Source organism: Rhodococcus sp. IEGM 27, from assembly GCF_033142305.1.
GTDB lineage: Bacteria > Actinomycetota > Actinomycetes > Mycobacteriales > Mycobacteriaceae > Rhodococcus_F > Rhodococcus_F oxybenzonivorans.
The window spans coordinates 576,935-590,461 of the sequence record NZ_JAWLSG010000002.1; the positions used below are offsets into that span (position 1 = coordinate 576,935).

The following is a 13,527-nucleotide window of genomic DNA, read 5'->3' on the forward strand; positions in this document are numbered from 1 at the left end:
TCTCTTGCAGCGCCGAGTTCCCCGCCGAGTCAATGCTTCCCACACGCCGTCTTGGTTCGTCGAAATGGATGGTGTAGTAACAGCATCCGATGCGGCGTTCTTCGTTCTATCTCATCGAACGGTTCAGTGTCTCGGAGGGTAATTCGCCGAACTTCTCGCGGTACTGTCGGGCGAACCTACCGAGGTGGAAAAAGCCCCACCGTGCGGCAGAAGCGCTCACCGATTCCGACCGACCCGTCGCCAAATCGCTGCGGACTCGATCGAGCCGCACCGAACGTACGTACTCACTGGGCGGCATTCCGACGGCCTGCTGAAATCCGAGCTGCAAAGCCCGCGCGGTCACGCCTGCCTTGGCGGCAAGGTCGGCGGTCGTCATTGCCTCGTCGGGGTGTGCGTCGATGAACTCGATCAGGTGGCGCACCGTTGGCGACCCAGCACGCGGTGACGGCCCGACGAGTGCTTCTGTCAGCTGGTTCGGAACGGTGAGCAGCAGTTGGGTCATGAGCGAAGATTCGAAATCGTGACGTGCGAGAGGCATCGTGGCAATCCCCTCCTCACGTGCGAGTTCTCGGTAGAGGAATTTCACGGCGGCGAGGAGCGACCTACCTGCTCCAGCGGCCGTATCGAAGGTTAAGTCGAAGCGAACTTCCTGCTTCTCCGGTCGGCCGAGCAACGTACCCGCATGGGTCTCCAGAGTGTCGATGGGCAGTTTCAGATGATACTGCGTTGCGTCCGCGCTCCAGTTGATCATCACGGGTGCATCGGGTACGAAGACCACGCCGTCTTGCCTCGCATCCAGGTTCCTCCGAACTCCCCGCTGCTCGACGACACTGCTGCCCTCTATCAAGAAGTTGACGTGATAGCAGGACTGCATCGGGGGGCCGTTGAGAATGGCCGCCGCCCCGTAGGACATGCGACCGAGCGTAAGGCGTCCGGACGAAATCGTGTCGAGACGAAAGTCGACTGGCTGCCGATCGTCCAAAGCCAATTCGTGGTTCGCAAAGGTCGTGGCTACGTGTCTGTGGGCGACGTCGGGATCGCCGGTTCGAAACTTCCGGAGTCTCGACGTCGCTGCTACCTGTAGCAAGGCCCTTCCCCTCCTCTGGTGACCCGTATCACACTTGATAAATATATTATGCCTTACCGACGGAATGTGCCACCTTCGCTTCGCGGATACCGCGCCTTCGCTTCGAGGATTGTGACCCGCATCTCTCCTGCTTAGCGTTGTGAATCAGCGTTCTGGGACTAGACCGTCGCTTCCCACAGGAGGACTCAATCCATGTCAGAACCCACGCACGAAGCCCCAAGACTCGAAGTCGAGAGGCTCGCGAGAGAAGGGGCATGCCCCCGATGCGGGCAGGAGCAGCTGCGCGCGTATCCCGTCGTCGCCGAGACCGGCTGGCTCCAAGTCGTCAAGTGTCAGAACTGTCTCCATTCCGTGGAGCGTGAGCGGTGGTCGCGTCTCGGACACATCCAGCTGCTCGCCGATCTCGTTTAATCGCCAACCCTCTAGGAGTACGAAATATGATTGCAGTCGATGTAGGGGGCACCTTCACCGATGTCGTCGCATGGCGCGACGGCAAGATTCTGACCACCAAGGTGTCTACCGACTACACCGAGGTCGCGGGACCGGTGCTCGAGGGCGCACAGCTGCTCGGAGTCGAAGGCTCGGATGTCTTCAACCACGCCAGCACGCACGGCCTCAACGCGGTCATCACTCGAAAGCTGCCCAAAATCGGATTCCTGACCACCGAGGGGCATCGCGACATTCTCGACATGGGACGCGTCTGGCGACCCGCAGAAGCAATTCTCGATCCGCATTGGCGCCGCAGCTTCGGTGACGCATCGAGGCCGATCGTCGATCGCTACCTCCGCCGAGGCATCCGCGAAAGGCTCACTTCGGATGGAAGCGTGCTTTTCGAATTGGACGAGGAGCAGGCCCGTGCTGAGTTAGAAGTTCTGCGTAGGTGCGATGTGACCGGGGTGGCGATCTGCCTCATCAATGCGTACGTCAACCCCGCCCACGAAATCCGGCTACGTGAGCTGGTAAGCGAGGTGCTGGGCGACGTCCCGTGCTCCATCTCCAGTGAGGTCTCGCCCCTCGCCAAAGAGTACGCACGCGCATCGACGACCGTGATCGACACCTTGATGAAAATCATCTACACCAAGTACTCGGCAAGCTTGGGAGAAGGGTTGACCGAGCTCGGCTTCACCGGCCAACTCAACTTCGCAGACTGCGCGGCGACCCTCGTTCCCGCCTCGCGCGCAATGGACCTGCCGTTCAGGATCGTGTTCTCGGGACCGGCTGCAGGCACAGTCGCATGCGCTCATTTCGGCGACCTCATCGGTGAAAACGACCTACTGTGTGCCGACGTCGGCGGAACCTCTTGCGACATCAGCGTAGTGACGGGCGGGGCTCCGTTCGTCAACACCAGTTTCGAACTGGAGCACGATCTGGTCGTCAACGCCCTCGCCAACGACATCTCCAGCATCGGCGCCGGTGGCGGAAGCATCGTCGCGATCGGACAGTCCGGGGAAGTTCTGGTTGGTCCCGACAGCGCACGGGCACAGCCCGGCCCCGCCTGCTACGGGCGGGGCGGCACCGTACCCACGACCACAGACACGTGTCTGATGATCGGAATCATCGAGCCGGCAGGTTTCGCGGGCGGCGAACTCGATCTCGACATCGCGGCCTCCGAGCGCGCGTTCGAAGGGCTCGACACCGACTTCAGCCTCGCACAGCGAGTCCGCTATGCGTACGAGATGGCGGTCAACAACATGGCCGAGGGCGTGTTCAATGTCGCCATCAAGAACGGTGTCGACCCGCGTGACTACAGCCTCGTTGCCTTCGGTGCAGCCGGACCGATGTTGCTACCCGCCGTTCTCGACACCGTGCATTGCAAGCAGGTGATCGTGCCGCCGAATCCTGGTCTGTTCTCGGCGATCGGTTTGTTGGCCGCCGACCAGGTGTTCACGGTCAACCGGAGCGCTTACCTGCTGCTGTCGCCGGACAAGGCATCGTCGATCGACGCCGTGTTCGCCGAGATGGAAGCTCAGCTCCGCGAACAGGTGGGTGATACCACCGCGGTGACCTTCCTCCGCAGCATGGACGCGCATCTCGTCGGCCAAAGTTGGGATACACCGTTTGTGCCGGTGCCAGACGGGGTGATCGACGCAGACGCCGTAGCAACGATGGTGACCTCGTTCCACGACACGTACGAGAGTCGTTCAGGCAACCGTTTCGAAGCGATGCCGGTCGAAGGCGTGACATTTCGGATACGCGCCGTGGTCGAGACGTCGAAAATCGAGTTCCCCCGTGTCCCCGCTCGCGGAGCCGACGAGTCCCTACTGCCAGTGCGCACAACCACACTGCGTTTCCTCGGCGACATTGATGGGGGCGGCGACGGCGCGCAAGAGGCTCACGTGTATGGGCGGTCGACGTTGCGCGCGGGTGATGTGCTTTCCGGCCCGATCATCATCGACGAGGGACTGTCCACCACTCATGTGGGCACCGGCCAGCAGGCGACCGTCGGCGAGTACGGCGAACTGATCATTCGGAGGAAATAACTATGTCCACTCTGACCGTCCCGTCCGTGTCGCCGGAATCGACTCGGCGACTTCGCGACCTGAGCGACAGCGAATTCAAGGACACGTACGGGTGCGACCGCTTCAGCGCATCCGTGATCTTGAACCGGCTGCGGTACGCCGTAGAACATATGTCCACCGGCTTCATGCGAGAGGCGTTCTCGCCGATCATCCGCGATTGGTACGACTTCGCGTGCACGATCAGTGGGCCGGCGGACCGGGACTACCCGATGGCCGTTGTGAGCAACAGCCTCGTCGTCTTCCTGGGAACCATGGGTGACGCGGTTCGCAACGCCGTCGAGGAGTACGGCCCGGAAAATCTGCGCCCTGGCGATGTTCTGATCTGCAACGACCCCTACCGCGGAGGCAGGCACGTTAACGATGTCGCGTTCACGCGCCCGGTCTTCGTGGACGGAAAAATCGTGTCCTACGTCAACCTGTGCGCCCACCAGTTGGACATGGGTGGCACGGTACCGGGCGGATTTTCGGCCACCAAGTCGAACGTCTACGAGAATGGCCTCGTCATCCCACCGATGTTGTTGTGGTCGGAGGACAAGCCGGTCCGATCCACCTTCAGTCTGATCTTCGACAACACCCGATGGGGGGGAATGCTGCTCCCGGACTTCAAGAGCATCTATCAGCAATTGAAGCTTGGGGAGCGGTTGATCCTGGAAAACATCGACCGCTACGGTCTCGACTCCTACCTCGGGACACTCGACTATTCGTGCGACACGTCGGCCGAACGAATGCGCGACGCTATCGGACGCGTTCCCGACGGCGACTACGCCGGGTCTGCGCTGATCGATGCGGATGGATTGGACGACACCCTCGACTACACGGTCCGCGTGCTGGTGCGCAAACGAGGAGATGACATCGAGGTCGATCTGTCGGGGACCTCGGCTCAGGCGCGGACATGCATAAACTGCGGGGTACTCGATGCAAAGACTGCAGTGGGTGTCGCCTTGACCATCCTGCTGGATCCGAAAGTTCCGTTCACATCCGGAACCTGGCGCAACATCGACATCGCCGCTCCCGCCGGGACTATCGTCTCCTCGCTACCCCCGGACGGCGGCATCATGATGTTCTGGGAGGCATCGGGCGCGATCGCGTCGGCTATCTTCGATGCGCTCAATCCTGTTCTCGGAGTGCAGGGTGTAGGAGGAGACTACGGTTCCACCAATACCCACAATGCCTCTGGCGTGCGGCCGGACGGCACACCATGGACGAGCGCGACCCAATGCGGAGGGGAGCACGGCCCGTGGGGTGCATCGAAGGCCGGTGACGGCGACAGCTACACCGTGCTCCTGACCCTGAACAATCTCGACCCGGCTACCGAAACGATCGAACACGACTCACCGGTCGTCGTTCTGCGGAAAGAGCACGCGATCGACACGGGTGGCGCGGGTACGTTCCGAGGCGGAGCGGCGAATCTGAAAGATACTTTATGGCTGACGGCCGGTCAGCACTATTTGTCGCCCTTCCGGACGAAGAAGCCGAGCGGTGTCGGCGCCAACGGAGGCAAGGCAGGACCGAACGGCGCGATGTGGCTATTTCCACCGACGACCGATGCTCCGGTGAAAGGCCTCGTCGATACCACCGACAGCGCGTACGAACACAGCGAACCGGTCGCCGGCGTTCTCAATCCGTCGACGCATGCGCTCGACCCCGAAAACGGCGAGTACAACTATTTCGCACGCCGGCAGGTCTGGGCGACCGCACCGAAAACCATCCTGCGCTGTTTGACGAACGGAGGTGGGGGTTGGGGCGATCCCTTCGCTCGAGACCCCGAACGAGTTCTGGCCGACGTACGCAACGAGTACGTCAGCATTGATGCTGCTGCAGCACAATACGGCGTCGTCGTCGTCGGTGACCCACGCAACGACCCGGAAGGTCTGCGGATCGACGCCGCTGGTACCGATGCGCTACGTGGAAAGGCACAGTGATGAAGAGCATACTGTTCCCAGGTGATGGCACTACGGTGCTGCGGGAGATGCCGGAGCCGACACCTGGCCCTGGCGAGGTGGTCGTCAAGATCCGAGCCTCAGGGATGTGCGGATCGGATCTGCACTTCTACCACGGCAGTTTCGATTTCGACCACTCTGTAATCCAGGGACACGAACCGTGCGGAGAAATCTACGCAATCGGTGAAGGCGTCGCGCCCACCGCCGCAACGGTCGGCGACCGCGTCATGATCCACCACTACTTCGGTTGCGGTATGTGCAGGCGCTGTCGCGCGGGCTGGCCACAGATGTGTGAGACAGGTCAAGGCAAGACGATGGCCGTCAACGTCCACGGGGGACATGCACCCTTCGCAGTCGTACCGGTTTCTTCGATACTGCCGCTGCCCAGCGGAATGTCGTTCAAAGCCGGCGCGGCGATCGGGTGCGGTACTGGAACTGCATGGGGTGCGATCAAGCGACTCGGTGGAGTCAGTGACACCGTCACCGTTGTTATCGGCCAGGGTCCAGTCGGACTTTCCGCCACGATGTTTGCGGCTTCCATGGGTGCGACGGTCATTGGCGTGGACATCGATGCACGGCGGTTGGAGCGCGCGAAACACTTCGGTGCGGACGTCGTCGTCAACTCTCGCGAGGAATCGTTGCTCGACGTTGTCAGTGACTACACCGGTGGACGTTTGGCTGATGTCGTGATGGAGACGTCCGGGCGGGCGACCAAAGACGCGTTCAGCGTGCTGGGGACATTCGGCCGAGCGTGCTTTTCAGGATTGCCTGGTGAAGTGGAATTCACGACGCAAGCCGTATACAAGAAGCAGTGGACGGTCATGACCTCGTGGACCATGTCGTCCATCGAACAAGCGCGCTGCGCCGACTACGTGGTCTCCCACAATCTGCCGGTCGACGACCTTTATTCGCACCGTTGGACGATCGATCAGGCAGCCGAGGCCTACGAGTGGTTCGACAAGCAAGACGCGGGCAAGGGTGTCTTCGAGTTCGACTGATCCGTACCCGTCCGTATTCAGGCGACATCACAAGCGAACGCGGTAGAACTAGAAGGAGTCATTATGACTACACAAGAGGCGATTTCACCTCCCCGCCCCGATTTCATTGCGGGTAAGAAAAAGAATCTGATCGGCGGAAGGTGGGTCGACGCTGCATCCGGAAGAACAATAGATGTCGTCAATCCCGCTACCGGCGGGAAGATGTGCGAGATCGCAGCAAGTGACAGCACCGACATCGATCTCGCAGTATCGGCGGCGCGATCGGCGTTCGAAGGTGAGTGGAGTCAGTGGACTCCGCACCAGCGCCGCAAGTTGATGTTGAAGATTCACGATCTCGTTTTGGAGAACTTCGAGGAACTTGCTCTGATCGAAACCCTCGACATGGGTGCTCCGTTGTCGCGAACGAAGGGTCTCGCAGAGTGGACCTCGCAAGTTCTGCACTTCTTCGCTTCACAGTGTGGCGCCGGAACCGTAGCGACTCCAGAGAACTCGCTGCCAGGTGATTTCCTCACCCTTCGAAGCCTTGCCCCTGTAGGGGTGGTCGGTGGCATCATCCCCTGGAACGGGCCGTTGATCGGTCTGTGGTGGATTTTCGGTCCGGCGCTTGCCACCGGTTGTACCGCGGTCCTCAAGCCCGCCGAAGACGCATCACTCTCGGTGCTACGCGTGGCGGAGTTGATGTCGGAAGCCGGTCTACCCGACGGAGTGATCAACGTCGTGACCGGATACGGTCGAGACGCGGGACAGGCATTGGCGGAACATAAGGACATCGACCGAATCGCGTTCACGGGGTCCATCGGCACAGCCCAATCGATCGTCCGAGCCTCTGCGGGCAACCTCAAGCGTCTCCAGTTGGAACTGGGGGGCAAATCACCGGACATCGTCTTCGCCGATGCCGACCTGGACAAGGCCGTTCCTGGTGCGTCCATGGGCGTGTACACCAACAGCGGTCAGGTATGCGTCGCCGGCACACGCATACTTGTTCAGCGCTCGATACACGACGAATTCGTAGAGCGAATGACAGAATTCACGAAAACGATCAAGGTCGGAGATGGACTCGACCCGAACACTCAACTCGGCCCACTCATCTCACAACGGCAACTCGACCGCGTCATGAACTACATCGACATCGGCGGAGGTGAAGGCGCGCAGTTGGCCAGCGGCGGTAGCCGACTCGGTGGAGCCCTTGCGAACGGCTTCTTCGTGGAGCCAACCGTCTTCGCGGGTGCGTCCAACGAGATGACGATCGCGCAAGAAGAAATTTTCGGTCCTGTCGCATCGGTGATCCCATTCGATGAACCCGAAGACGCGCTTCGCATCGCCAACGACACACCCTTCGGACTGGCGGGCGGGGTGTGGACGCAAAACTTGGCTACGGCACACAAGGTCTCACGCGGAATCCATGCGGGCACGGTCTGGGTCAACTGCTACGGCGTACTGGATCCGGCCATCGGGTTCGGCGGCACAAAAATGAGCGGGTACGGCTGGAAGGGCGCCAAAGAGCATGTCGAAAGCTACCTCTACCCGAAAGCGGTCTACATCAACCTCGGTTGATGGGGTAAAGATGTAGTCCGATCAGGCTGCGGCTTCTGCCGAGGAATCAGGCCCGCCGACGCATCCGCCGTCGGCGGGTCTGATTCATCGAACCGCCGGCGCAAACTCCGCCGGAGAAGTGGAAGCTGAATGCCGAATCGCAGGGCCCAGTGTCGTCACCCGTCCCCCTTTCGGACGATGCGCAATACGAACAGCGGCAGATGCACGCAGCGCGGCAATGGGCTTCACTGTCAACAGCCCGATGATGATTTTCCCAGCTACGACCCCAGGTTCTGTTCACCGGAATGAGGTAACCATTCAAATGATGATCGAGCACCATCAGCATTTTATCGGTGGAAAGCTAGTCGAATCACACTCCGCTGGTCGCATCGAAGTGATTGACCCGGCCACGGAGCAGGTCATCGGGATGATCGCCGACGGTGACGCCCGTGACATCGCAGCAGCCGTCGGAGCGGCCGAAGCGGCCGCACCCGCTTGGGCGGCGATGAGCGCGGCCGAACGCGCGACCGTGTTGCGGGCGATTGCCGATGCCTTCGAAGCGCGGATGGATGAGATTTCAGCACTGGTCACCAGGCAGAACGGAACCCCGATCTCGATCGCCCGGGCCATGCAGTCCCAGGTGCCCGTGGTTTACCGCTACTTCGCCGATCTCGCCGACGTCTTCGAACCAGAGGAACTGGTGGAAACCGCCAGTGGTGATGCGATCGTACGGCGAGAGCCGGTCGGCGTAGTCGGCGCGATCATCCCGTGGAATGGTCCGCAGCCATTGACCGCCTGGAAGCTGGGTCCGGCCTTGGCAGCGGGCTGCACGGTGGTGATCAAGCCGGCGCAGGAGACATCGCTCGATGCGTTCTTGTTCGCCGAGATTCTCACCGAGGCGAACGTACCCGACGGCGTAGTCAATATCGTCACCGGAGGACGAGAAACGGGCGCGGCCTTGGTTGCCGATCAAGGCGTTCGAAAGATCGCATTCACCGGTTCTACCCGCGCGGGTCGGGCAATCGCCGCAGAATGCGCAGCCCAACTCAAACGCGTGACTTTGGAACTGGGCGGCAAGTCCGCCGGAATTCTTCTAGACGATGTCAACCTCGATGAATTCCGGCCGCTCGTATTGTCGGCGTGCTCGCCGAACACCGGCCAGACCTGCCGCGCACTGACCAGAGTGCTGGTGCCCTCGTCCCGTCACGATGAGATCGTCGAAATGCTCACGGAGACGCTGAGCTCGATCCCACAAGGCGATCCCAGCGATCCGGTGAACTTGTTCGGGCCGTTGGTCAATGCCCCCCAGCGTGAGCGGGTCGAGTCGTACATAGCTCTTGGCCGCGCGGAGGGCGCCACTGTGGTTCTGGGTGGTGGGCGGCCCGAAGGTCTCGAGCGGGGCTATTACGTGGAGCCGACCATCTTCACCGACGTCACCAACGACATGCGCATCGCGCGTGAGGAGATTTTCGGCCCGGTACTGGTAGTGATGTCGTACGAGACGGTCGACGAAGCTGTGGCGATCGCCAACGATTCCGAGTATGGCCTGGGCGGTGGGGTGTTCTCCTCAGATCGTGAGAAGGCCACCGAGGTGGCGCGGCGGATCGTGAGCGGAAGCGTGGGGATCAATACCGCGACACTGCCGATCGAAACCCCGTTCGGTGGGGTGAAGAATAGCGGGATGGGTCGCGAGCTCGGCCCGCAGGCACTGGACGCCTATCTCGAGTACAAGACCCTGTTCCGCGCCAAGTGACGATTCGGCGGGGGAGCGGTCGAGGTCGCCCCCACCGTCGTTGGGAAGCTTCGGGGCCGTGCAAACGCGTCAGCGGCGCAGCCAATACGCCACCGCTTCGGCGCGGTTGCCGGCATCCAGCTTGCGCAGGATGTGCGTGATGTGGGTCTTGACGGTGCCTTCGGAGATCGTCAGGCGGCGAGCGATCATGCGATTGTTGTCGCCAGCAGCCATCCGCTCGAGTACTTCGACTTCGCGGCCGGACAGGCCGTAGGAGGAATTCTGCACACTCGGAGAGACTGCGCCTCCGGTGAGGTCGGACAGTGTGGTGGTCAGCGCCGACACTCGTTCCAGCACGGTAGCCCGGGCCAGCGCGTGGCCGAGGCCTTCGCCGAAAAGGTTGAGGATTGACTGATCGGTGTTGTCGACTGGACGACGTGCATAGTGGGCGTCGGCATGGACCAAACCCATGACCCGCCCGCCCACGTTGATCGGCGCGACGCCGTAGGACGTGCACCCGGATATCGCCACGAGTGTGCGATCCACCCTGGGGTTGTCCTGTACGTCGTAGACGAGACCGGGTTCGCCACGGTCGACGACGTCCGACTCCACCAAAGTGCCGTCCAAGGCCGGCGGATGTTCTCGTCCGGCGGCCACCATTTCCTCGGCGAGGCGAGGGTCCTTCTCGATGACCATCGTGTGCAGATTCCAGCGCCCGCGTTCCACAGTGGAGATCAGGGCGCGATCGAAACCGATGGAGATCACTTCCTCAGCGGCGCTTTTGAGTAACTCGTCGACGGTCTTGGCGGACTGTAATCGTACGAGGGAGCGGTGGATCGACCGCATCACTTCGACGTTCGCCGCCACACGCGACTCGTCGATGCGGCTTTCGAGAGTGCGGACGGTGCCGAGCAGTGAAGTCAAGCAACTAATTCTGCCAGGAGGAGTCGTGGGCGGAAGCTGGGTGAGCTCGCCGAGCGTGGCCGTCCACACACGATCGAGTAATCGTTTCGCCGATCCTGTGGACATCGCCCCGTGTTCGATGAAGGAGCGGTCGAGGACCGCCTCGGCATGCGTGCCCACTGACCGGACCTCTGCGGACAGGTCAGTGGACAGTATGCCGTCGTGAACGGGGCGGATATCACTCAGTCGCATGACCACAGCCTCCACGTCGTCTCGGGAGTGTGTTTCATATCACGGATCATATACTATACGCGATTTGGAACATCGTCCGTAGGTCGTACTGAAGATCGAACCCACGGCAGATGTCGACAGGTGTGTCTGGCTTCACACTGGTTGCCACCACTTGGCGCTCCGGCCCGCCACCGCTCGCTTCCCGCCAATACCCGAACTGCGTGCCATCGCCGGATTTGGAGACGTACATGACCGACGAACAGCTGATTGCCAAGTTCCGGCACAACGTCGACGGGGCGGTATCCGATGCGGCCGCCGAACGATCGTCGAGGCCCGTCTCCGATCTGGAGAACGTCGTGGACGTCGCAGTCCTGCTTGACCTGACGAAACCCCGTCGCTGAGCCACGCCCCACCCACAGACCAGGAGATGACATGACCGCAGCCCTTACCGAGCGACCCCGGGTCTCGCTCCGGGCCAGGATCGGGTCGTTCGACCAGGCGTACCTGGTCCTGGCGATCACCTTGGTACTGGTACTTGTCGGCGGTGCCACCACCAAGAACTTCCTCACCACGGGGAACTTGAGCACTATCCTCAATCTTTCCGCTGCGTTCGGCATCATGGCGGTCGGGCAGGCGATTGTAGTGATCGGAAAGGGTCTCGACCTGTCGATCGCGGGAATCGGCCTCGGCTGCGCCCAGGCCACCCTCGCGCTGATAAACCAGGGGTGGGGACAGTGGCAGGCCGTCGGGGCGATGATTTTGCTCGCGGCGTTCATCGGATTGGCCAACGGTGTAATCATCGCCTTTGTCGAGGTTCCGGCGTTATTCGTCACGCTGGCCACCGGAATGCTGGCGATAGGGGGGATCGGAATACTGATCCTCGACCAGAACGTGTACACAGTTCCACCGGACTCTGTGCTGGCCGGGCTGAGTGGTACCGCGTTCTGGTCGGTTCCGCGGCCAGTGCTGATCGCGGCGATCATCTTCCTCGCGGCATGGCTGTTCATCACTTTTACTACACCGGGCCGGCTCATCCGGGCGATGGGCGACAACTTCGCCACTGCCCGGTCCTCCGGCGCCCCGGTGCGTCCTCTGCAGGTGCTCACCTACGTACTGTCCGCGCTGCTGGCCGCGTTGGCCGGATTCGTCACCGTCGCAATCCAGGGCAGTATCCAGACCACGTCCAGCTCGTTCGACCCGATCCTGTTCACCGCGTTGACGGTGGTGGTGATTGGCGGTGTCTCGTTGTCGGGTGGTCGCGGAACTGTCCTCGGAGTGCTGGCCGGTGCACTATTCGTCGGAATATTGAACAGCCTTCTGGTCATGCATGGACTGTCCACTGCGGTCCAGGACCTCATCCGGGGAGCGGTTCTGCTCGGTGCCATCGGCTTCGACGCCTGGCTGCATCCACGCAACGACGAGACCGACAAGTCTGGTGAGCTCTGACGCCACGCCGGCGTCGCTCCCCGAACATCATCCCAACGTAGGAGAACCACATGTCATCACACAGGAAGTGGACAGCTGTCAGTGCGGTGCTGCTCGCTGCCGGCATGATCGCCGGCTGCACAGTGAACACCGGTGCCGGGGCCGGAACCGGCGGTGAGCGAGGCGACGGGCAAGGCTTCAGCGCCAACGTCGAGTTGCTGCCGGCACGGCAGAAAGTGCAGGACATCATGCAGGGCAAACGGGTCGCATTCGTTCCGATGCTCTACAAGGGGTATCAGCTCACCGAAAACTGGGGCACGTCGCTCACACGCTCACTCGAGGCCTCCGGAGCCCAGGTCACCATTCACGATCCGAATTTCGACCCCGATCGCATGCTGGCGATCCTCAACGACATCATCGCGCGGAAACAGGCCGATGTGATGGTGCTGCAGAGTTCGGCGCAGGGCCTGTTGGACAACGTCATTGAACGTGCAGCGCAGGCGGGCATCTACACCGTGGTGTTGAACATGATGTCCACCCGGCTCAGCGACGCGTTCGTCGGCGTCGATGTATACGGTGCAGCGCAGGCGATCACCAAGCGGGCCGTGGAGGATTGTAATGCCCGCGGCACCACCAAGAAGCTGTCGATCATCGACGGCATGGGCAATGACCCGGCGTCCCTGCTGTGGAACGCCGGAATCAAGGATGTCGCCGAGCACGAGGGCTACGAGGTACAGGTCAGCCATTCACAGTTCGACAATTCCAAGGCGCAGGCAGCGGCCGAGGCGGCGATGCAGCAGAACGGCAACGATCTGTGTGGCTTCCTGGTCACCTTCGACCTGAACGCAGTGTCAGTCGGCCAGACAGTGAAGGCCGCCGAGAGCCGTAGGCAGATTCAGCCCGCCGCGATCGGGGTTTACACCCTGGATGCGAACTCGGCGACCTGCGAGGAACTCAGACGCGGCACGGTTACCGCCACAGCGGCGTACGACGTTCAGGGAATCGGGGCTGCAGGCGCGGTAGCGGTGCAGAACCTCCTGATCAACGGCGCGCCCGCGGGGAGCCGCCACGACGTGGGCTACGTCTCGTACCACGTCGTGGACGGCAAGACCGCCGACGAGACGACCATCGCCTGCTACCGGTCCAACTAGGAGTCGAC

10 protein-coding genes are annotated in these 13,527 nt (G+C 61.7%); 8 read left to right on the forward strand and 2 right to left on the reverse strand.

Features of this window, described 5'->3' with window-relative positions; genetic code table 11:
- Window positions 1-106: 106 nt before the first annotated feature.
- Window positions 107-1,087, reverse strand: a complete 981-nt coding sequence (locus R4P95_RS09150; RefSeq protein WP_317745046.1) for an AraC family transcriptional regulator — start codon at window positions 1,085-1,087, stop codon at window positions 107-109.
- 365 nt (window positions 1,088-1,452) lie between these two features.
- Between R4P95_RS09150 and R4P95_RS09155 the strand changes: the two genes are divergently transcribed.
- From R4P95_RS09155 to R4P95_RS09175, 5 genes are all read left to right on the forward strand, one after another.
- Window positions 1,453-3,567 (forward strand): hydantoinase/oxoprolinase family protein, encoded by a 2,115-nt coding sequence (locus R4P95_RS09155; protein WP_317745045.1) that lies wholly within the window; start codon window positions 1,453-1,455, stop codon window positions 3,565-3,567.
- A gap of 2 nt (window positions 3,568-3,569) precedes the next feature.
- Window positions 3,570-5,528 (forward strand): hydantoinase B/oxoprolinase family protein, encoded by a 1,959-nt coding sequence (locus R4P95_RS09160; protein ID WP_317745044.1) that lies wholly within the window; start codon window positions 3,570-3,572, stop codon window positions 5,526-5,528.
- Window positions 5,528-6,544 carry a zinc-binding dehydrogenase gene (locus R4P95_RS09165; RefSeq protein WP_317745043.1) on the forward strand — a complete coding sequence of 339 codons (1,017 nt, stop codon included), beginning with the start codon at window positions 5,528-5,530 and terminating at the stop codon, window positions 6,542-6,544. The genes R4P95_RS09160 and R4P95_RS09165 overlap by 1 nt, the downstream gene beginning before the upstream one ends.
- A 63-nt stretch (window positions 6,545-6,607) precedes the next feature.
- A complete protein-coding gene (locus R4P95_RS09170) occupies window positions 6,608-8,098 on the forward strand; it encodes an aldehyde dehydrogenase family protein (protein WP_213571894.1) in 1,491 nt (496 codons plus the stop codon).
- Window positions 8,099-8,402: 304 nt separating this feature from the next.
- Entirely contained in the window at window positions 8,403-9,830 is a 1,428-nt protein-coding gene (locus R4P95_RS09175) for an aldehyde dehydrogenase (RefSeq protein ID WP_397517639.1), read from the forward strand.
- 69 nt (window positions 9,831-9,899) lie between these two features.
- Here the strand turns inward: R4P95_RS09175 and R4P95_RS09180 are convergent, their stop codons facing one another.
- The gene (locus R4P95_RS09180) at window positions 9,900-10,964 is read right to left on the reverse strand and encodes a LuxR C-terminal-related transcriptional regulator (RefSeq protein ID WP_317745041.1); all 1,065 of its coding nucleotides are present in this window, start codon (window positions 10,962-10,964) and stop codon (window positions 9,900-9,902) included.
- A 227-nt stretch (window positions 10,965-11,191) separates the two neighbouring features.
- On the opposite strand from R4P95_RS09180, the gene R4P95_RS09185 reads away from it, so the two are divergent.
- The 3 genes from R4P95_RS09185 to R4P95_RS09195 are packed head-to-tail and all read left to right on the forward strand — an operon-like array spanning window position 11,192 to window position 13,519.
- Window positions 11,192-11,344, forward strand: coding sequence for a hypothetical protein (locus R4P95_RS09185; protein WP_213571897.1), 153 nt, complete (start codon window positions 11,192-11,194; stop codon window positions 11,342-11,344).
- A 31-nt stretch (window positions 11,345-11,375) separates the two neighbouring features.
- Entirely contained in the window at window positions 11,376-12,389 is a 1,014-nt protein-coding gene (locus R4P95_RS09190) for an ABC transporter permease (protein WP_317745040.1), read from the forward strand.
- A 50-nt stretch (window positions 12,390-12,439) separates the two neighbouring features.
- Window positions 12,440-13,519 carry a sugar ABC transporter substrate-binding protein gene (locus R4P95_RS09195; RefSeq protein WP_317745039.1) on the forward strand — a complete coding sequence of 360 codons (1,080 nt, stop codon included), beginning with the start codon at window positions 12,440-12,442 and terminating at the stop codon, window positions 13,517-13,519.
- Window positions 13,520-13,527: the final 8 nt, after the last annotated feature.

Coding starts and splice junctions, on each gene's coding strand:
- R4P95_RS09165 (WP_317745043.1), top strand. CDS start 5,528: ATGAAGAGCATACTGTTCCCAGGTGATGGCACTACGGTGCTGCGGGAG.
- R4P95_RS09195 (WP_317745039.1), top strand. CDS start 12,440: ATGTCATCACACAGGAAGTGGACAGCTGTCAGTGCGGTGCTGCTCGCT.
- R4P95_RS09180 (WP_317745041.1), bottom strand. CDS start 10,964: ATGCGACTGAGTGATATCCGCCCCGTTCACGACGGCATACTGTCCACT.
- R4P95_RS09185 (WP_213571897.1), top strand. CDS start 11,192: ATGACCGACGAACAGCTGATTGCCAAGTTCCGGCACAACGTCGACGGG.
- R4P95_RS09190 (WP_317745040.1), top strand. CDS start 11,376: ATGACCGCAGCCCTTACCGAGCGACCCCGGGTCTCGCTCCGGGCCAGG.
- R4P95_RS09175 (WP_397517639.1), top strand. CDS start 8,403: ATGATCGAGCACCATCAGCATTTTATCGGTGGAAAGCTAGTCGAATCA.
- R4P95_RS09160 (WP_317745044.1), top strand. CDS start 3,570: ATGTCCACTCTGACCGTCCCGTCCGTGTCGCCGGAATCGACTCGGCGA.
- R4P95_RS09170 (WP_213571894.1), top strand. CDS start 6,608: ATGACTACACAAGAGGCGATTTCACCTCCCCGCCCCGATTTCATTGCG.